At 50.7% G+C, this 19,227-nt stretch carries 20 protein-coding genes and 1 tRNA gene; 3 read left to right on the top strand and 18 right to left on the bottom strand.

Features of this window, described 5'->3' with window-relative positions; genetic code table 11:
• Positions 1-21: 21 nt before the first annotated feature.
• The 17 genes from VGS11_03000 to VGS11_02920 form a co-directional block, all read right to left on the bottom strand.
• The gene (locus tag VGS11_03000) at positions 22-279 is read right to left on the bottom strand and encodes a hypothetical protein (protein HEV2119065.1); all 258 of its coding nucleotides are present in this window, start codon (positions 277-279) and stop codon (positions 22-24) included.
• A gap of 284 nt (positions 280-563) precedes the next feature.
• Positions 564-1,976 (bottom strand): carboxypeptidase regulatory-like domain-containing protein, encoded by a 1,413-nt coding sequence (locus VGS11_02995; GenBank protein ID HEV2119064.1) that lies wholly within the window; start codon positions 1,974-1,976, stop codon positions 564-566.
• Between the two features lie 328 nt (positions 1,977-2,304).
• Entirely contained in the window at positions 2,305-3,300 is a 996-nt protein-coding gene (locus VGS11_02990; GenBank protein HEV2119063.1) for a type II secretion system F family protein, read from the bottom strand.
• Between the two features lie 11 nt (positions 3,301-3,311).
• Positions 3,312-4,823 (bottom strand): type II secretion system F family protein, encoded by a 1,512-nt coding sequence (locus tag VGS11_02985; GenBank protein ID HEV2119062.1) that lies wholly within the window; start codon positions 4,821-4,823, stop codon positions 3,312-3,314.
• Positions 4,820-6,424 (bottom strand): type II/IV secretion system ATPase subunit, encoded by a 1,605-nt coding sequence (locus VGS11_02980; GenBank protein HEV2119061.1) that lies wholly within the window; start codon positions 6,422-6,424, stop codon positions 4,820-4,822. Before VGS11_02980 ends, VGS11_02985 begins: the two co-directional genes overlap by 4 nt.
• Positions 6,425-6,429: 5 nt before the next feature.
• Positions 6,430-7,218 (bottom strand): RAD55 family ATPase, encoded by a 789-nt coding sequence (locus tag VGS11_02975; protein ID HEV2119060.1) that lies wholly within the window; start codon positions 7,216-7,218, stop codon positions 6,430-6,432.
• On the bottom strand, positions 7,211-8,245 hold the full coding sequence (locus VGS11_02970; protein ID HEV2119059.1) for an ATPase domain-containing protein: 1,035 nt from the start codon (positions 8,243-8,245) through the stop codon (positions 7,211-7,213). The genes VGS11_02975 and VGS11_02970 overlap by 8 nt, the downstream gene beginning before the upstream one ends.
• A gap of 19 nt (positions 8,246-8,264) precedes the next feature.
• Positions 8,265-9,359, bottom strand: coding sequence for a hypothetical protein (locus VGS11_02965; GenBank protein ID HEV2119058.1), 1,095 nt, complete (start codon positions 9,357-9,359; stop codon positions 8,265-8,267).
• A gap of 2 nt (positions 9,360-9,361) precedes the next feature.
• The gene (locus tag VGS11_02960; GenBank protein HEV2119057.1) at positions 9,362-9,889 is read right to left on the bottom strand and encodes a hypothetical protein; all 528 of its coding nucleotides are present in this window, start codon (positions 9,887-9,889) and stop codon (positions 9,362-9,364) included.
• Positions 9,890-10,121: 232 nt separating this feature from the next.
• Positions 10,122-11,246: a hypothetical protein gene (locus VGS11_02955; GenBank protein HEV2119056.1), complete on the bottom strand. Its 1,125-nt coding sequence runs from the start codon at positions 11,244-11,246 to the stop codon at positions 10,122-10,124.
• Positions 11,247-11,248: 2 nt separating this feature from the next.
• Positions 11,249-11,734, bottom strand: a complete 486-nt coding sequence (locus VGS11_02950) for a hypothetical protein (protein HEV2119055.1) — start codon at positions 11,732-11,734, stop codon at positions 11,249-11,251.
• Between the two features lie 101 nt (positions 11,735-11,835).
• Positions 11,836-12,339 carry a hypothetical protein gene (locus tag VGS11_02945; protein HEV2119054.1) on the bottom strand — a complete coding sequence of 168 codons (504 nt, stop codon included), beginning with the start codon at positions 12,337-12,339 and terminating at the stop codon, positions 11,836-11,838.
• 16 nt (positions 12,340-12,355) lie between these two features.
• Positions 12,356-12,886: a hypothetical protein gene (locus VGS11_02940; GenBank protein ID HEV2119053.1), complete on the bottom strand. Its 531-nt coding sequence runs from the start codon at positions 12,884-12,886 to the stop codon at positions 12,356-12,358.
• Positions 12,887-13,028: 142 nt separating this feature from the next.
• On the bottom strand, positions 13,029-13,283 hold the full coding sequence (locus VGS11_02935) for a hypothetical protein (GenBank protein HEV2119052.1): 255 nt from the start codon (positions 13,281-13,283) through the stop codon (positions 13,029-13,031).
• 218 nt (positions 13,284-13,501) lie between these two features.
• Positions 13,502-14,320 (bottom strand): helix-turn-helix domain-containing protein, encoded by an 819-nt coding sequence (locus VGS11_02930; GenBank protein HEV2119051.1) that lies wholly within the window; start codon positions 14,318-14,320, stop codon positions 13,502-13,504.
• Between the two features lie 62 nt (positions 14,321-14,382).
• Positions 14,383-15,195 carry an A24 family peptidase C-terminal domain-containing protein gene (locus VGS11_02925; protein ID HEV2119050.1) on the bottom strand — a complete coding sequence of 271 codons (813 nt, stop codon included), beginning with the start codon at positions 15,193-15,195 and terminating at the stop codon, positions 14,383-14,385.
• 92 nt (positions 15,196-15,287) lie between these two features.
• The gene (locus VGS11_02920; protein HEV2119049.1) at positions 15,288-16,469 is read right to left on the bottom strand and encodes a transposase; all 1,182 of its coding nucleotides are present in this window, start codon (positions 16,467-16,469) and stop codon (positions 15,288-15,290) included.
• 142 nt (positions 16,470-16,611) lie between these two features.
• On the opposite strand from VGS11_02920, the gene VGS11_02915 reads away from it, so the two are divergent.
• The 3 genes from VGS11_02915 (at position 16,612) to VGS11_02905 (ending at position 18,487) form a co-directional block, all read left to right on the top strand.
• On the top strand, positions 16,612-16,845 hold the full coding sequence (locus tag VGS11_02915; protein HEV2119048.1) for an Lrp/AsnC ligand binding domain-containing protein: 234 nt from the start codon (positions 16,612-16,614) through the stop codon (positions 16,843-16,845).
• Positions 16,846-16,894: 49 nt separating this feature from the next.
• Positions 16,895-18,256, top strand: a complete 1,362-nt coding sequence (locus VGS11_02910; GenBank protein ID HEV2119047.1) for a tRNA(Ile)(2)-agmatinylcytidine synthase — start codon at positions 16,895-16,897, stop codon at positions 18,254-18,256.
• Positions 18,257-18,336: 80 nt separating this feature from the next.
• A tRNA-Met gene (locus tag VGS11_02905) sits at positions 18,337-18,487 on the top strand.
• Between the two features lie 13 nt (positions 18,488-18,500).
• On the opposite strand, the gene VGS11_02900 is transcribed toward VGS11_02905, so the two are convergent.
• The gene (locus VGS11_02900; GenBank protein HEV2119046.1) at positions 18,501-19,166 is read right to left on the bottom strand and encodes a DUF4382 domain-containing protein; all 666 of its coding nucleotides are present in this window, start codon (positions 19,164-19,166) and stop codon (positions 18,501-18,503) included.
• Between the last annotated feature and the right edge of the window lie 61 nt (positions 19,167-19,227).

Here is a 19,227-nt window from a genome sequence, read left to right as displayed (position 1 = left end):
CTAAAAAGCCGGGAGGTTGGGTTAGGTTCGGGACCGCCCAACCGAGGAGGATAGGGAACGATGCGATTGGCCGAGGATTCCGGTGGCATGGTTGAGAAGCGACGATGTTTCGGTTATGCTCGAGTGGGTGTTCGTCACGGTAGTGTCGATGTGGGTTCTAATCCACTCTGGTATGACCACGGTGCGGATCAGTGCTTGGATGGTCACGTCTCTCGTCTTGGCTTCAAGCTGCAGTTTTCGGTAGTTTTCGTTCCCCATTGAGAAGATAAACTTGGCCATGACAGATACATTGTGGTATAGTTCGGTATAAGCCCACAATTTTGAACGACAAAGCCAGGCGGCTAGAAGTTCTACAAAAGCCCGTTCAAATAGTTTGAACGGAGAAAATTCTTGCCACGGACAGAAAAAAGGCTCTCTTCCCGTGAAACAGTTGGCCGGTCAGGAAAGATTTCTCAGAAAAAGTCGACACCCTGTCTCGGCTAAGCAGAAACATCGTGGTAAGGTCACGATGAAACTAGCGCTCCTAAGGTCTATCGCCTAACGGGGTGAAGCCCAGGGCTCGGCTACTCGATTGAAGGTGGAGGCGGAGCCTTACGTACCCGAATCGCCAGTAAGACCAGAAGGAAGGCAAGTCCGAATATGGTAAGCAGGACAACGGCAGAAACCGCCGTGCTGTTCGTAGTACCCCCGCCGCCTGCATTGGAAATAGTGACCATGAGAGGTTGAGCCGCGCTGGAAGCGTCTGTCGCCCAGTTTGAACTCTTACCCTGATAGGTTACTTGAACATTGTAGGGTCCTGTTGGAATGTGACCGAGCTGCACAACTCCCGTATTGTCCGTTGTAAAGGTCTTCACAGTAGCGTTGAGGAAAGTTACGGTTACGGTCACGCCCGAGACCGGATTGCCGGATCCGTCAACGGCCTTGACACTTGCCGAATAGGCCTTTAACGTGATTGTGACAACTGCGGCGCCAGCCGTCAGGTCAATGGTGGGCGAGCTTGAGACCATTCCCCTCATGCCTTCCCACATTGCATCCGTCACAGTCCATGAACCGGCGCTCGTCCATTGCGCAGAATAAGATGTAACATTGATCGAAGTCGAACCACTCGTTAGAGTGGCAAACGCCGGTGCGGAAACCGGCTGGCCAGTGGGGTCGACGAAGTTCATTGTCAACTTGAACTGCTTATCGAATACCGCCGTGAACCCTCCTATCCCGTTAAGATACGTGGTACCTGAGGGACTGGTGTAGTTGTAGTACATCGTTGGAGTTGTAAGAGTGGCGCTTGTTGTAGGCGGAACGCCAGTGCAAGCGCAACTCCACTGTTTCCACGTGTACAGCGCGCCGGATGAGGCTCCAGTAAAGGTCGAGTTCTGGACCTGTATCGCATGCACCGTACCGTTACCGAAAGCAAAGGTCTGACTCAAAGATACTGCAGGTGCACCGTCAACCTTGACCCAGATCTTACCGTCGGCAGACGCGACATTAGTCGAAACGTCCATGCCGCAGTTTGTCTTACAACCGACAGGTGGCGAGACATTGTACACTGCCCAGAATGGACAGTTCTGACCCGGGGGACCCTTCACACACTTGGCCACCGTATAATCAGTGTAGCTAGGAGGAGTATTCAGCGGATTAGAGTCAAACTGGAACCATCCACTTATCCCGTAAGTGTACCAACCGGAGAAGCTGTATCTCTTACCGCTCGCCGCTCCGATGAAAAATGTATTGAGGACCTTAACAGTGTGCTGAGTACTATTGGCAAAAGTAAAAGTGTGATTCAGATTGAAACAGTTCGCAGGGCATACCCCACCATCGAGCTGAACCTGAACAGTACCTTCAGAGGAGGGCACATTCGTTATCGTATCAACACTACACGGGGAAGTACAGCCCATGGCATGGACGCTGAAAATGAAGCCTGGAACTACTGCAGCCGCCATAGAGAGGACTATAAGTAGAAACGGGAGATTCTTTCTCAAAGGAAATCCTCGGGTTCTCTTGAACTACGAGTACGATAACCCCAGTCAATAGTGTCTTGACTCCGTACTCAGCCTGGATGGGTACTAGATGCCTTTAGAACTCTGAAAATTTTTTTCTCTATTCAGGCGAATTGCCTTTCGCCTCCTTCTTGATCTTTTCTCTCTGAGAGTTAGATTCAACCAGCATGGAGAGGAAGAATCGAGTAATTGCATGCTGGAAAATATCGGGATAATGTCCGTTGAGAGTGGAGAGGCACAGAACTTGATTGGAGCCGGTGACGCTCTTTGGCTGGTGAGGTAGATGTGGGTCAGAAGTGAAGGTTCCTGGCTAGATGAAGAATATGAAAGTAATGAAGCATATCATCATCAGCATTATTGCGTGTTTGAGTCCGTCCTTGAGATAGCCTGATGCCATCTTACCACCCACCAATCCCGCGAAAAGCGCCTCTATCATAGCCATGTACAAGAATACCGCGGTGATCTTGTCCAAGGGAAGACTAACGAAGTTGAAACCTACTCCTCCAACGGTCGTTCCACCGCCGCCGAAGTTCGTGTTGGCCAATTGTTTGAAGAAGCTTGAGATTAGCAAGTAGACCGTGACCAGGAAAACTGCGAAGCTGATGTACATGACTCCGATGAAAGGCCTCAGAGTCGCACGCCTCTTTCTCTCCAAGTACTGGATCTCCTGGACATGCTTGGAGACGGATTCCATGCTTTCTTGAATGTCTCCTCCTGACTTGTTAGCCTCGGAGATTAGCATTGCGCTTCGCCTGGAGAGCGTGGTACCCGTCGAGTCAGCGAAGTATTGAAGCGCCCTTTCCAAAGGAACCCTGAAGCTGATCTTTGCGATTAGTTTCTTGAGTTCGCTTGTCAATGGTCCGTAGTCGCGCTCAGCGGATATCTCGATAGCGCGCGTGAGAGTCATGCCGCTTCTGCCTGCGTCGGCAATGTCTCTGATAAGGTGAGGAATGTTATTGTCAATGGAATCTCTTCTCTTGCCATCGATAAAGTAAACAATGGCCGGTGGAATCAGGGCAGCAATTCCTCCGAGAAGGAGGAAGCGGTCAATGCTGAATTTGCCTACCAGTCCGAGGATTCCAACTTGTGGCGTTGGTCCGAGGAGAGCGATCTCTACGAGTCCCCAGAAGAAGATTGATCCGAAGATTATGCCGCTGAAGACCCATACGAGTTTGCGGGTTAGTTTGCCGAGGAGCCGTGATACAACTCCGCCGCCGGTCGGATCTTTGATCTTCTTTAGTTTCTTAGCCGGGGCTACCCCTGCAGATGCTTGCGGTTCCGGTGCTGGTTCTGTTGGTTGTGACATTTTCTAATCTCCTAACCTTTCGGCTGCATCGTATCTAGTATGAAGAGGAACATTACTCCGCAAATTGGTATGAGTATGAATGCGAGCAGGTACATGAAGGAGAAGACGTCGACTCCTCCAAGGTTTCCACCGATGGAGGCCATAATTGACAACATGACGACAAGCATCAGTGGGAAGGCGATTAGCATGAGCACGTATGTCTCAGCGATGATTCCTAGGGTGTCGAGGAATGATTGGACGGAAAGGGCGCGTTTCTGGAACAAGTGGTCTGTTATTCCTTGGAAGAATTTCTTCATGTCGCCACCAGTACGGACTACGCCAGCAAAGCCCCGTAGAAGGTCCTGGTAGTTCGTTGACGGCGAACGTTCCACTTCAGCATTTAGTGCGTTGATGACGTCATAGCCTAGCAAGTCGATTCTTCCAATGACGTTGGCTATCTCGTCAGATAGCATGAACTTGGGATCTTTCTCAGAGGTGGATCTCAATATTCGCTCAGGGGTAACTCCAGCGGACGCAAGCACAGTCATGTAACTGGAGGTGAAAGGCAAGAACTGGTCTAAGTGTTGTCTGCGTGAGCCGACTTTCATGAATGGAAGAATGTAGAAGAATCCGAGAATTGCGGCCCCAGTCATTACGGCGAACAGGATCGAAAGTACGATGCTCACCAGGACCGAGGTTATAGAAAAGGTGAGACCGAAAGCGCTTCCAAGACCGAGGTTGAGAATTAGGAACCATACGAAGAAGGATATACCTCCTCCGACCAAGGCGAAGAATACCATGCTACTGACGTAGGCTTTGTAGCCCATTTTCATTCCGGCGAGAGACATGACCTGTTTGAGGCCCCCGAAAATGGGAAGAAGTCTGCCTATCTTTCTGCCGAGAAGACCGTACGTGAAATAGGAGAAGCCTTGTTTCTCAGGTGGAAGCGCGACACCTCCCTTGCCCTTGCCGCCCTTTTCTGTCTGTTCAAAGAAGCGGCGGAGTCTTGTACGGTAGTCTCCCATGTGGAGTACGGCTTTCTCGTAGACGAAGCTGCTGTAAATTGCGCCAGCGGGTGCGAGTATGATGATCTCGATGACGAGCCAGGGGGGTGTGGTTGCGATCAAAGGAAATAGTATGTTTGATACGATTGACAGCGGGACGGAAAGCGGGATGCTGATGAACCACTTGTACTTCTTCAAAGCTGGAACGTTGAAGTTGTAAATTATCGCAAAGAATGAACCGGCTATGAGAAGATAGGTGAGAGGGACTAGTTGTTGGATTGCGCCTGTGTTTGGATCGGTATACCATGTGCAGCCACAGATGGCACCCATTCCTCTGAAGAGGATCGTAAGGATCGAAAGGACGACAGTGGCCCCTACCCAAGCTTTGCTGGTCTCAAAAATGCTCGCCTTCGTCTTGTAAAGGCCAAATGAAACGAGTGCTAGCAGTCCCAGTCCTATCGAGATTATGTCGTTGGAGTTTGTCGCTAGCAGTTGACCTAGCGGTCCAAGGGATGGAGCTATCGGATCGATTAGGCTCATGAGGGACCTGCTCCTGATGGCTGAACCATCTTCTCCCGCTTGACCCGGTCGAGGAGCTGTTGTGGATTGACATAGTATGTGCGAATGACTTCAACTACATCCTTGAAATCGCGTATGTTGTTGCGCACCATCCATTCCAAGACGAGGCGCCTATTGTTGAGCTCCTCCATGACCTCCTCGTGCTTGTAGCCATGGCGTTTCATGATGTTCTCGAGCACGTAGCTTCGTCCGTAGAACACGTAAGTGTCCGTCTTCGGATTCCACTTGAAGACATCGTTGGTCAGCACGTCTTTCGTGGTGGGATCCAGTCCGACAACCTCTGCGATGTTGACCATTCTTCGGACACTCTTGTCACCGACTTGGACTCTGGTCTGGACACCGATGACATCGATGGTCGGGATCAGGGGTCGGGGTATGTTCATGGGTTCGCTTTCGAGACGGTGGATCGCCGCTTCTGCGGAATCCGCGTGAAGTGTTGCGAGGCCTCCGTGACCAGTAGCGATTGCCTGCATCAGGGTGTAGGCTTCGTTGCCTCTGACCTCTCCGACGATGATGTACTCAGGGCGCTGCCTCATGGCGTTCTTTAGCAAGTCGAAGAGTGTAATCTCCGAAACTTCGCCTGTGACTCCGAAGCCTGTTCGGACGACCGAGGAGAGCCAGTTTTCGTGTGGTAGTTGAATTTCTGACGTGTCTTCGATAGAGACGATCTTGGCGTTGGGCTTGATGAACATCGCAAGAGTGTTGATGCAAGTTGTCTTTCCTGAGGCTGTGCCGCCCACGACGATGACTGAGGCTTGTTTCTCGATGATGTACCAGTACCACGCTGCCATTTCCGCTGACATTGTGTTGTAGATTATCAGGTCCGAGCAGGTGAGAGGTCTCTCCCGGAACTTTCGTATAGTGAAAGTTGATCCGCGTCTAGTGACCTCTTTCTCGTAGGTCATCTGGACTCGACTGCCATCGGGCAATGTAGCGTCCAGGACAGGTTGTGCGATAGATATTGCGCGACCGGTCATGTAACTTAGTTTGAGAATGAACTTGTCGAGCTCTTCCGAAGTGTTGAAGATAACATTGGTGGGTATCGATTCATGCTTTCGATGCCATATGTAAAGCGGTATTCCCATGCCGTTGCATGAGATATCTTCGATCCAGGGATCCCGCATCAACGGATCTATCTTATCGAAGTGTACAAAGTCTCGAATCACATAGTACATCAAACGATCTAGTGAATCAGGCGTTACTTTGATCTTGTAGTTCTTGATGATCTTCTCGACTAGTTTCCGAATGTAGGCTGCAGCGTTCTCGTTGCTACCTAGTCTCTTAACGTCGACATCAAGCTCTTCAACGAGAAGTTCGCCAATCTCTTTGAGCTTCTGTTTTTCCTCATCACTTAGCGCTACCTCTACTATCTGATACTTGATCGCGCCATCTTCCTTGACGATCCGCGCCTTGGCATACGGCGCATTTAGGTCGTATTGATCTAGAACGGGAGTATCTGATGCCTTCTTCATCAGATCTATAGTCATCTTTTCGTATTCCATCAGCATGCCGACAATGTTGTCGATCTTGTCGGTTTTTTCGGGCTTAGCAGATCTTGACATGATTATCAGATCACCCTTCCGAATGTCTCGGCCATGACTCCCCTATCAGTAATCGAGAATGGTAAGAGCAATGGGCGCAGCTGCGCTCTCCTCATCTTGTAGAACCGCAATTTGCCCTCCAAGTGTTCAGACTCAAGCTCGAACTCCACGACGACATCGGACATGTGTGACAATGTGGCGACAGTGTGTGGATCGTGGATATCCGACAGGATAGGCATGAAGACCAGCCCGTTTCTAGCGTGAATCTGGCTGCCTAGGATCTCCAAGAGTTCGCGCACGGATGCGGCGTCATGATTAACCAGCAGGTCCGAGAGCGAGTCTATCATTACTATGTCTCCTTCATCCAGTTGTGACAGTATTTCTCTCCGCAGTGTTACAAAGAGGTCCGAGCCGAGGCTTCTCGAACCGGGACTCATTGACCCGGGACCGAGGAACCCACCACCCATGGTCTGCGGCCCTGAACCCCCCTGTTGGAGGGACTGCACTCTTGGGGTGTACGCGTCGATAAAGGTCCACTGTCTCCCCTGTTCCATTTCTCTGGTATCCCATTCATACACCATCATCTCTTCCCGGATGTACGCGGGATCTCTGACAATTGTGAAATAGAAAATTCTGTGACCCTCCGTCCCGAGGAGATAGGCGATCTGCTGGCAAAATAAACGGACAGGCCCTTCTTGGTTACTGATCAGCAGGACAGTACTGCCTGCTGGGATCCCGCCGCCAAGTTTTTCGTCCAGGCCGCCCATGCCAACCCGGATTCGGCGAACCCTCTCCGGATTTCTTCCCCTAATCAACCTGTTTCGCCTTGAAGATAGCGCGTCTCAAACGCTTGGTGACTTCTGGCTCTGATTTGATCTCGATCCCATTTTCTCCGATCGTGAAAGGATGCTGGTATTGCGAGTGAGAGGTACCACGCATTTTTGGAATCTCGATTTTTCGCGAGCGCACTTTCATGGCGAACGAGTCCTCCTCTAGCGAGTTTCCTTGGAGTGCGTTCTGTTCGAGTGTGGTTTCGCCGCTCATGCTTTCTTCGAGGTTGTGGTGAAGCCTGATCATTCCGTCGACGACGTATTCCTCGACGGCTCTCCGTCCTTGGTGAGTTGTTTCGGCTTGCCCGCTGACTAGGAGTGTCGTGCAACCGAAGGACTTGAGTATCATCGTGAGCCTCTGAATGAGGCTTCTGAGATCGACTTGTGTTAGCTCGAGACTCATAGCGTCTAGGGAGTCGATTACTACTCTGCGAGCGTTTACCGTCTGTATTGCGGTCTGGATTTCGTATAGGAGTGCTTCTAGTGTGAAGGGTCGTGGTACGACAAACCGTTCTCCACTGCTTAGACCTAGCCTGCTCGAAATCGCGTCTAGGATGATTATGTTGCCGCTGTCTTCGTAGTTCTGGATGTTCCAGCCGAAACTGTTGTACACGTTCTCCCGGAGCTGTTGAGGAGTCTCTTCTAACACGACATAGACTCCATTCTCATTGTATTTCGAGATCCCGTTGTAGAGAAACTGGGTTGAGAAGATCGTCTTCCCCGCACCAGCAGGTCCAGCGAGGAGGTAGACTCTATCGCGGATGAGTCCGCCGCCGACGATCTGATCGAAGCCTGGTATTCCTGATGGTATTCTCTGGAGCTGTTGGAGCTGCGGGCGTTGTTGCTGTTCCGGTTGGGGAGGTGGTGGTGTGTATCCCGAGTTGTCGTATCCTTGATTCTCGTAGCCTTGGTTCTCGTATCCCGCGTAGCCTTGAGATGGATCGTATTGGGAAGGATCCTGGTAGGCGTAAGGGTCGTTATTCGCCGGTTGTCCCTGGTCATCGTAGCTCATTGTCCATCCCAGGTTTCACTCAACATGACCCCGGATACCCGGCGGTATCTTTGAGATTCATGAACGGTATCGTTTCGCCTTGCACCTGCCCTCTGTACAGGTAGTAGAAACCGATGAACATGAGCCAATTATCACTCTGCCCAAAGCTCACACCGCCAGTTCCGCCTGCGCTGCCTCCACCAAACTTGACGATTACTGGCGCTCCAGGACCGTTTGCTGTGGCGGCTGGCAAGTCGTAGGGGTTTGTGTTGAAGTTGTATCCAACAATGTTGTTAGGGTTGACGCTGCCCGGATCGACTATCCAAGTTCGGACAAATTTTCCGAACCCGTTTGCAGTGTAAGGTTGTGCTTGGATTATGGTATTCGGCTCAAGCTTGACATCGCTGTCCGTTGCTTGGTTGACCATTTTCACCCAGAGAAGGATGGTCACACCGGAAGGAACGCAGAAAGCTGACTGAGATGAAGTTTGAGACCCTTGTGTGAAGTTGAACGATTTATAATCGAAGTAAAGTGAAAGCGGTCCTATGTTGGTGACGAATGTGCCGCCCGTACCCCCTCCAGTCGGGGATGCAGGCCAAGGATAGTAGAAGCTGTATAGCCGACCCCTAGTTGATGAAAGTACTATTTTGTAGCCGCTGCCGTCGTTTATCAGAAGACCGGTGACTTTGATCTGATGGTTGATCTCTCCGACAGCAATGTTACCTCCTGTCATGTAACAGACGGTGCTTCCTACACAGGTCGCGGCTCCTGGACTGGGGTCGACCAGGCATGGGCTGCTGTTGCACTGGGAGGATCCAGAGGGCGAAATGTTGGTGATGTATATTCTCGCGATTCTTACTGAGGTGCCTCCGAGATTGTTTACTGTTATGTTGAAGGACCCGGATCCTGCGCTGTTGAAATTCGTGGCTCCTGGATTTGCTGGGACCAGATTTTCAGAGGCCGCACTCTGATCGTTTTGGTTCATCTTGAAGAGAGCTTGGTTGTATGAGTCGTACTGTGCAAATCCCCAGACCATCAGGTTGAATCCCATGAGTAGGATTATGATGAAAAAGAGCCCTCCGAAAATTGTGCTCATGCCTTTCTTTGCATGGACTAACTTGCGATAGAGACTCAATGTTATGCAACCCACGTCGTTGTTACGGTTGTTCCCCTCGCGGTGGCAACGGTAATCTGCTGAACGTTTCCGTGAGCCCAAGTCTGCCCGATCAGTGAAACGCCTGAAGGCGGGACCGCGGTCACGTTGCCGACGGTAATGGCCTGGGGTGGAGATATCTGGTAAAGTGATGAATTCACGTATATTGATGCAATGGAAAGCGGAATGGTTCCGACGTTTCGGATATAGATCTTGACTATGTTGTTGCTCCCGCCGGTAAAGAACACGTTTTCAACGTTCACTCTTTCCTGGTTTGCCACGCTTCTGCTGGAGAACCAGTATCCTGCTCCTCCCTGATACGCACCGAAGCTGGCGATTGCCCAGACAAATAACAATGAACTTAGGACCACAGTTATGATCAGCATGGTCAAGTTGGCCATGATGACGCTGACGGCGTTCGGTGACCTGCGGTTCTTTTCAATACGATTCTTGGCCCACTTTACCAGATTCGTTGTCTCTTCCTCTTCTACCGTGCTTCCAGACTCTTGCAAATCTCGGGGATCGAGAGTAGGAAGTTCACATCAGAGTTCTCTGTGGAAACGGCGATAAACGTCCTGTACCTCTTGATGTTTCTCCACGGTATCTAGCTCCCACAAATTGTGCATGATCGCGATGGGAAGTCGATTGCCGATGTGAAGTCTGTTGAAGGAAAAAAAATGCCCCAGATTGAAATCGATAGTTAATGACTGATCTGGAGAATCGAAAATCCAGTGCCCATCCGTCTTAAGGACAGGATGGATAAGTTGTGCAAGCTCTGATGGCGACGAAGGATATTGTCTGGCCTACGATCTGCCCGTTGATCTTGTAGAAGAATCCCATGAATACAAGATACGGCGTAGCGTAGTCAACGTCCTGGTTTGGCGGGGGATTTCCACAAGTCGAACCAGGGCAGAACGAACCGAACTTCAGTACTTTGAATCCAGTTGGGCCGCTCGCAGTGGCGGCGGGTATGACGTAGGGATTGTTTACTTCATCATAAGCAACCAAAGTGTTCGGATTCATCGTGGTGTTGTCGACAACGAAGTTCAGATCAGTTTCGGTACAAGCGCCACTTCCTGAGCCGAAGCGATCTTGATAGCACACAAAGTAAAGCGAGGTGTATTGAGAGATTGTTATCGGGTTTAGTGCGTTGTTGACCACTTTCACCCAGTAAACGAGAGGTGTCCCATAGGGAACGGTCCAACCGGGAACGGACGTGGTCTGTGATCCACGCGTGAAGTTGAACGAGTTGAGATCGAACTTGACGTCCAGAGCTCCGTGGGCTGTGTTCGTAGCGTTGGAGTTCGAACCGCCGAAGCCATTTACGGGCCATGGGTAGAAGAAGCTGAATGCTCTTCCGCGTGTCGAGGACATGATTACTTGGTAGCCACTGCCGTCATTGACTGTTAGACCACTCACTTTTATGACATGGTTATTTTCTCCGGGTCGAATGTTCGCGTTTGTGAAACCGCAGAGACCATTACCAGCGCAATTGGTGGTACCAGCACCGGAGTCTACGGTGCACAAGCTAGCACCTCGACACTGCGTAGGCAGTGTGCCTGTTGGTGAGACGTTTTGAATATAGATCCTAGTCAGCGTTGTGGTTACCCCGCCAAGATTTGTCACTGTAATGTTGAAGGTATTGCCTGCGAATCCGGTCGCGCCTGGTGGGACTGCTTGAATATTCTCAGAGGTGGAGAGCTGGTCCCTTTGACTCATTGAGGTTACGACGCCGTTGTAGGCATCGTACTGGAGAAAGTTCCAAGTCATCAGATTGAATCCCATGAGGATCAGGATGACGAAGAATAGTCCTCCGAATACGGTGCTCATGCCTTTCTTTGCGTGGACGAATTTGCGATAGAGACTCATGTCTATGACACCCACTGCGTAGTTATCGCAGTGCCTCTCACGGTCGCAATTCGTATAGTCTGCAGGTCTCCCTTAGCCCATGTCTGGCCTCCTGAGAGGACAAGCTGGATCGACTGAACCTGGTTTACCCCCACCGGGGAATTGGAGATCTGGTAGAGGCTTGAATTCTCATATACCGAGGCGACTGTGAAGGGAATAGTTCCAACATTCCTCACGTAAATTGTAATCTGATTGTTGACTGAGCCTGTACTACCAAAGTACACGGCTTCAATGGAAGGTCTCTCTTGATTCGCTATGCTCCGGCTGCTGAACCAATATCCGGCGCCACCGGTATAGGCTCCAAAGCTAGATGTTGCCCATACGAAGAGCAACCCGCTCAGAGATACAACTATGATTAGCATGGTCAAGTTGGCCATAATCGTCGAAATGGCCTTTCGTGACCTATGATTCCTCTTCGCTCTCGACTTAGTGCTCTTTGGCGACCTCATTCTCTTTCCCTATTCCAATGCTTCTAGTTCGACCGATACGGATCGGTTTTCAAAAACCGGGAAGTTCAAACCAGGCATCTCGACTCGCACGCATGTTATGCTCACTTCGTTACGCTGAAGCTGAACTGGTTGTTACGCGTGGTTACGACCACTACTGTGTAGGAAGTGCCACCACTGAATGTGTTGAAGGCGTTTGCAGTGCCAGTGTACTGGCAGCCGCTGCCGCATCCGCCAGCGCTGGACCCAATCGCGACGTTTATTGCAAGTACGGCGTTTGGATTAACAGGTTGACCTGTTGGGGTCCAGTTGGTGAGTTGCCAGGAGTTTCCAGAGTTGTCTTTGATATAGTAGGTTTGGAAGCTGACGGCGACGGTGCCGGAGTTTCGGACGTATATGGTTACGTTGGTAGTTGACGGGAATGAGTACGAGTCCATGCCAAGAGCTTCTTTGCCGACGTTTGGCTGAACCAGTAGAGTTCCGAGTAGTCCTGTTGACCATGCATAGACCATGACTGAAGCTACGACGACGATGACGACCATGAGAAGAGCTGCGAGTATGGTGTTGATGCCTTTCTTGTCTTTGAGATATCGACGAATATTCTTCATTTGTTGGTCACCTGTTTTAGCGGGTCACAGTGAAGCTGAACTGATTGTTGCGTGAAGTTACGACAACGACGGTGTACGAGAATCCAGAGTTCATTGTGGTGAAGCCGCTGCCCGAGAGGGAGCAACTGTTGCCACATTGACCTCCTGAGCCCGAAGCGCCGGTGCCGATTGTGATGAATACTATGCCGAGTGCGTTAGGGTTGATTGCGCCTGGATGATTAGATCCCACTCCTGGGCAGCAAGCGTCTGTCTGCCAATTGAGCCGAGCCCATTGGTTACCTGTGGAATCTTTGACGTAGTAGCTGTTTAGAGTGATTGCGACGCTCCCAGTGTTCCTTAGGTTCATTGTAACGTTGGTGCCAGAGTTGAATCCTGCGAACTCTGAGATCATTGATTCCTTGCCCGTGTTTGGTGTCACGAGTAGCGTTCCGAGTAGTCCTGTTGACCATGCGTAGACCATGACTGAAGCTACGACGACGATGACGACCATGAGTAGTGCTGCGAGTATGGTGTCGATGCCTTTCTTGTTCCCGATTATTTTTCTCAATTTTTTCACTCCTTGTAGTTTCCCTGTGGGCTCGTCCCAACCCTTTTCCCAGATTGAACCGAAGCCGGGGCTAAACCAGAAGGCGCGATAGAATTGCTCGTTGGTACCGTGGTTGCCTGGTGGAGGTTTCTAGGGGCGTTGTTCATGCGTGGTCTCTCCCTGCTATGCTGAGCCTGGTGTCTGTGTGGTCTACCCAGAACACCCAGGACTTTGTCGTCTTCTGACCGCTGATGACGCCCTCCACCACAAGCTCGAGGAGCAGTGCCTTGGTGCTTTCCCAGTTTTTCAGCCCTGACTTGATCCGGACGTTTTCGACGTCCATCGGTATAGGAGCGCCAGAGAGAACGTGCAGTATCCGGTCGCGTAAGGTATCCTTCGATCTGTTCAATCGACTCATTTGCTCTCTAGCTCTGGGGTCGTGGTGTGGATATCGCCCACAAGCCACTGACTACACCCAAGGCCACATCGAACATAGGCATCATGTAACCCCGAAAATTGTCGTATAGTTACATGGACACTCGCGTGTATGAATCCGGGGAAATAACCGGATATCCCCGGATGTTACGGGGAAAATCTATTCTGATGTGAAAGGTTTGTTGTGATGATGGCTTTTGACTAGCGTGCTTTGGCCTTCAATACTTCCTTCTGTTGCGGCTGCGGTGGCCAAAGCTGCTCGAACATTTTCTCGTGCGCTTTTACCAGCAATGGATCATTTGTCCAAGTCGCTACGTCCTGTCCTGTCGCCACGTTTGTATCGTCGGGTATGTCTTCAGTGAAGATTATCTCTGCGGAATCGGCGGTGAGGAACTTTACCATTGGTCCCGCGGAGTTTCTTACTTCGATCACTTCTCCCAGTTCTCTCGCTACACTCTGATTGGTCTGATTTATCGGCGCGGCAACTCGGACTTTGGCTCCTCGTTCTGCAGCTTTCTCCAGGACCTCTGAGTGGGCTTTGTAGATTCGTACTAGACCGTTCGCCGTGGTTGTGAAGAAGACGTTGACCTTTGCCTCGCCGATCATGTCTTGAATGCGCTTGTAGACTTTGTCTCTTCCTCTGACGCTCCAGAGGTCGTATCTCTCGTAGGGTTTTTCGGTGTAGACGTATCTTGAGGACTCGAAGGCCATTGCCAGGTTTTCAACGACCTGGACGCATTCTGTCGTTTCCTTGTTCAGTTTCTCAACCAGGGGTATCAGTACGTCGTTCGGTGAGACGGCCATGTATCTTTCCGGTTTGCCGGGTACAATCCGCAGTAGTCCCTTGCTTTCTAGTCCACGGATGGCGCCATATGTCTTAGGCCTTGGAACCTTGCCGAGGAAACTGATCTCGCTAGCGTTTCTAGGCCCCATCTTCGTCAATACGACGTAGATACGGGCCTCGTACTCTGTCAGTCCAAGTTTCATCAGCGACTGCACGCTGAATTCGTCTGCGGCCAACACTTTCACTCCTAGACTTCTGTTGTTGTCGTTTACGACGGGATTTAAAATAGACGATGTCATCATGAAACCCCCACGGCTCTGAAAAAGAGCCACATCAACAAATCACCAATTACAACGGTAAAGACCAGACTCGCTGTCATGAATACCAGATGTGGTAGGCCGGGAGTCACCCAAACTCCGTCTGAGAACAAACCCTGATTCTTGTATCCCTCAAGCCCTGCAACTAATTTCTCCCGTTCCTCTTCTACAGAGGACACGAGATGCAAGTGTCGCACTGGCCGCGAATCCACTACGGCAACTTGTTCGGCTGGATACAAGTACGTGCTTGATTGAAGAGCATTGAAACTCGTCTTGTACGACGTGAGAAGAACCAGAGCCTTTCTGAGAACAGATTCTTTCTCAAACCCTTGGAATAGACCCTTTCCAGCGGAGGATCTGGACAAGAGGTTCTTTCCCAACAGAATGAACATCATACTGACAGATAGCAGGAATGAGTTGACTAGGATCGCGATCGGGAACGGATAGAAGATCAAGGGAGCCTGCCAGAGCGGCAATAGAAACGCTGGTGCGACAGGCAGAGCCAAAGCAATGCACATCAACGCTTTACTGTCAGCTCCACCCATCGCTCCGAACTGAAAGAGCAGAAAGGCGACTACGATGGTTGCCCCGGCCGAAACGAGCAGAATGGCAACGGTATCCGGGGCAAAGGCGATCCGCGCCAGGAATAGCGCAGCTGCCACAGGCGCATAGACAATCCAGAATCTGTTGGAGACTTCTCGCGTCTTCAGATCGCTTAGCGACGCCACTATCAGCACTCCTAAACTTACAAGGAGAGCTGCCAGATCGATACTTGGCGGCGTCGTGGTACTCATCGAGTTTCAGTTTTCCCGCTGTACATTGGGACCGGGCATATCAGTTCTGAAACCAACACTAGTGATGGTCGGTACTAGTCAGCATGGTTCCGCTAGCTTATCGCAGGATAAGTTAGCTTCGAGGCATCGACTCCAGGGATTACCGTAGGCGTCGGGTTCCCTCTCAACGCTTCAGCTGCCCCGCCTTTTGAACGGTCGAACCTCAACCGTCCACGCCGTGAAATGTTTACCACAGCAACAACATCGCGGTCGGCCCACATCTCACACTTATCGCACCAAAGACATCTTCCTTGTCTGCCGTCCGGTTGGAGTCTCTCCCCGCATTTCGGACACATGCTACTGGTGCCAAACGTTTCACGTCTCGACAAACGTACCACAGGTAGGCCTGTCCAAGCGGCCTTATACTCGATCTGACGTTGAGCCTCCCCAAACGACCAGCCGTTCATTCTCCCCCTGAAGCTCCTCCCCTGCCAGTTGCCCTTTTGGTAGAGTCTCCGGATCCCACGGATGTTTTCGAGGACAACCGCCTTTCGATTCTCGAAAGCCCTTTCAACAATCGACTTCGTGGCATTGTGCAGGAGATTAATGGTCCGGTTCCTCCGGCGTCTACCATATTTTGACGCGAGCTTCTGGCCGACCCTACAATCGTTCCTCTTGAAGGAAGATAGTATTCTTGATGTTGTGTCGGTTATGTCAACAGCCCTGGATAGGTCATAATGGAGAACCGTCTCCTCATCCCCGCAAGTCAGGTTGCGCAGATTGCGGTCGACACCAACCGTACCTACGCACATAAGCACATCGATCTCCTTTGAGACACAGAGGCTCATCGTATGTGCGGTAAGCGTGAAGGAGCGCACGCGCAAGGTTTTGTCGGAAAGCACCGAGGCGGTGTGGTTCGTTAGAGGAATTCTTTCGTAGATCTTTCGGCCCATAGGTATTCGCAAATAACCATTCTCTACCTTGAAGTTGTAACATGAGATCAGAAGGGGCTTGACTGCGTGCGGACTCTTTGTCGGGAAACCTCTCCTTAGAGACTTCTTTCTTGAGGCCAGTATGCCTGCGGCTCGGGATATGGCGCAGAGCTTGTAGCACGACGGCAACGCATATCCCTTCAGCTCTTTGTATGAGAGGAGGCATAGGCTCTTGAGGGACGAGACGTTCTGCGAAAGCCCAATTACTAGACATTGGTTTACCATTCTTCTGAATATCTCGAGAAGTTCGAGAACCTCCGTCGATGGAGCATAGTTCTGCTTTACCGACTTGATTGCAAGCACAAGGCACCAACTTAGGATAGCACCTAGTTAGGTTGGAGAGAGACCTAACAATGAATCAACATGGACGTCGATAGATTCGTAGGCTGTTCGGCCGAAAGCTTAAAACTGAACAACTCGGACCAGAGGCTCGGCTGTTTCAAAAATGCCGATGGCTTTCGTTCTGATAAACGCTGAGATTGGTTCCGAAGACCAAGTCGTCAAGGAACTCAAGTCTGTTCCTCAAGTCAAAGAGGCTTACATGGTCTACGGAGTGTACGACATTGTTGCAAAGGTCGCCGCGGATAGTATGGACAAGCTGAAAGAGATAATCACCTGGAAGGTTCGCCATCTCAACAAGGTAAAGTCCACGCTGACAATGATCGTTATCGAGAACTAGTCCTCTCAAAACCTCTATTCCTTCGTGCCTTCTTGAGGAAATACCCCTAGTGCGAACTGAGTTTCACATCGGAATTGACGACACTGACTCTAGACTCGGAGGATGCACCACATACACCGTTGCACTCATTTTTCGCGAATTAGTCTCCAAAGGATTCAAGCCCCTCGACTATCCCTGGCTAGTACGACTGAACCCTAACATTCCCTGGAAGACCCGAGGAAACGGAGCTCTTTCACTTCACTTCAATCTCAAAGAAGATGAGGTAGCAGACGCGAAAAAAATCGCTATTGCGGCTGTCCAAAAAACCTCAGACCTTGCTCGTCGATCAACAGACCCAGCCGTGGTCTTCCTCAAGCGCCCTGTGCCTTCAGTGCTGAGAGATTTTTCCACCAGAGCGTTACACGATGTTCTCTCAGTTCGGGAAGCGAGACACATTGCAGGCGTCGTAGACGCAGAAGTATTCTTGCTCAAAGGGTCCCGAGGACTGATTGGAGCGTTTGCGGGTGTTGGAGCCGACCTCAGCCAGGACCATACTTTCGAGATTATCGCCTACAGAACCCCTGAATACGTTGGGACGGAGCGAAGAGTGAACCAGAATTCGGTTCGACAAATGAATGAAAAGTATCAAGGATCAACTTTCAATAACATTGACCCTGAAACAGGTAGAATACTCATTTGCCCCCACGGCCCCGACCCAGTCCTGTTTGGAATCCGAGGCGAAGACCCAGTTACTCTCGTTCAAGCGTTCAAACAAATCGAGGTTGAAGAACCAATCGCCAGTGCGATGATCTTCAAGACAAACCAGGGAACCGACGCGCATCTGAACAATCACAGAACAATTGAGACACTTCGACCCTATCAATCCACCACTATTACCGGTGAGGTCAGCAATGCCCCAGAAAGGATTCGCGGCGGCCACGTGATCTTCGGACTATGTGACGAAACAGGCAAGATTGATTGCGCCGCCTACAGCCCGGCCGGAGATGTTCGCGATGGGGCCCTTCAACTGATCCCTGGAGACTTTGTTACTGTTTCAGGCGGAATCCGTCGTCGGCCACTCGGAGAAATCACCATGAACGTTGAAAAACTCAAAGTGACGAGACTAGTTGACGCCGTCCGATGGGAGAATCCTCTTTGTTCAAGATGCGGAGCTCGCTGTGAATCTATGGGAAAAGATCAAGCATTCAGATGCAAGAGATGCAAAGCGCGTTTCCCAAAAACGCAGAGAATCAAAAGACTTGATGATCGAGATGTTCGTTTGGGAGAGTATCTCCCACCTCCTAGGGCGCATAGACACCTGACAAAGCCTGCCTCCCGATATGAAATCAATCGGTCTATGTCACCAGAAACAAATAGCACATTCATCGACCGGACTCTAGAATCGCTTGTCTTGATTCCGACAGTAGTCTGAGTTGTCGGAGCAAGTGATATTGACTAGAGTTTCCTCCGGTCAAACCTTTTAAAACTCGCCAGAGCCGGCTTCGCTCTTGTAGCGGGGTGGGGTAGATTCTCCGTTGAGGAGAAGCCTTCCCAGGTTTAACCCGCAGGGCTCATAACCCTGAGATTGATCGATACAAGTTCGATCCTCAAGCGGTGGTTCGAAGGGCCCGTGTGGGACCCGAAAATCCACCCCCCGCTACCAAAACTCCGCTGAACTACTTCGGTCCGTCGACGCTGTCCACACTGAGCTCGGGGGTTAGGCGGATAGTGCCGTTGCCCTGAATGACGATGTGAGGTCGATCTGCCACTATGCTTGTCGTCATCTGAGGCTCGACGCTCACTCCTGAATCTATCTGAATCTTCAGATTTTCGCTTGACACAACAACTTGCTCGACAGTCAGAGTTAGTGCGCCTGCGACGCTTACAGCCGCCATGGCTTTGGACACGTGCAGCTCCACCATTGTAACATTCTCTGATGGGATCTTCACCGAGCCGATCAGTACTGAAACGCTCGTAGGCTGTAGAAGGTTGATCGTGACCGGAACACTCGGAACGTCCGTCCATCCACTATCGTTGCCTCCACTTTTATGAAAGACAATGGAGTCGATTGTAACATTAAGATTGACAATCGTGAATACTTTGGGAAGATGAACACTGATGGGAAGGTTACCTGGCAAAGGTCCGGTGTTGGACATACCTTGATTGCCTGAGATATCTGATGGAACATTCTTGAAGTATACTGAGAGGGTCCCGTCCTTGACTAGAATCGGGATGGGGACAGGCAATACCTTCGGAGCCTCGTGGAACAAGGTTATGGTTGAACCGGCTATAAGCAGGCCCAAGAGGCCGTAGTAGACCATCTTTCGGGTTGCCAGATCCATCAGTCTATTCCTCCCACGTTAGTGTGAATCTGACAATTAACTCAACGATTTTGAACACCTG

Source organism: Candidatus Bathyarchaeia archaeon (assembly GCA_035935655.1).
Lineage (GTDB): Archaea > Thermoproteota > Bathyarchaeia > 40CM-2-53-6 > 40CM-2-53-6 > 40CM-2-53-6.
This window is presented reverse-complemented; position numbering and strand designations above follow the sequence as displayed.

Bases quoted from the DNA above. Each gene is read 5' to 3' on its own strand.
- VGS11_03000 (HEV2119065.1), bottom strand. From the start codon at position 279: ATGGCCAAGTTTATCTTCTCAATGGGGAACGAAAACTACCGAAAACTG.
- VGS11_02990 (HEV2119063.1), bottom strand. From the start codon at position 3,300: ATGTCACAACCAACAGAACCAGCACCGGAACCGCAAGCATCTGCAGGG.
- VGS11_02985 (HEV2119062.1), bottom strand. From the start codon at position 4,823: ATGAGCCTAATCGATCCGATAGCTCCATCCCTTGGACCGCTAGGTCAA.
- VGS11_02980 (HEV2119061.1), bottom strand. From the start codon at position 6,424: ATGTCAAGATCTGCTAAGCCCGAAAAAACCGACAAGATCGACAACATT.
- VGS11_02970 (HEV2119059.1), bottom strand. From the start codon at position 8,245: ATGAGCTACGATGACCAGGGACAACCGGCGAATAACGACCCTTACGCC.
- VGS11_02955 (HEV2119056.1), bottom strand. From the start codon at position 11,246: ATGAGTCTCTATCGCAAATTCGTCCACGCAAAGAAAGGCATGAGCACC.
- VGS11_02950 (HEV2119055.1), bottom strand. From the start codon at position 11,734: ATGAGGTCGCCAAAGAGCACTAAGTCGAGAGCGAAGAGGAATCATAGG.
- VGS11_02945 (HEV2119054.1), bottom strand. From the start codon at position 12,339: ATGAAGAATATTCGTCGATATCTCAAAGACAAGAAAGGCATCAACACC.
- VGS11_02935 (HEV2119052.1), bottom strand. From the start codon at position 13,283: ATGAGTCGATTGAACAGATCGAAGGATACCTTACGCGACCGGATACTG.
- VGS11_02925 (HEV2119050.1), bottom strand. From the start codon at position 15,195: ATGAGTACCACGACGCCGCCAAGTATCGATCTGGCAGCTCTCCTTGTA.
- VGS11_02915 (HEV2119048.1), top strand. From the start codon at position 16,612: ATGCCGATGGCTTTCGTTCTGATAAACGCTGAGATTGGTTCCGAAGAC.
- VGS11_02900 (HEV2119046.1), bottom strand. From the start codon at position 19,166: ATGGATCTGGCAACCCGAAAGATGGTCTACTACGGCCTCTTGGGCCTG.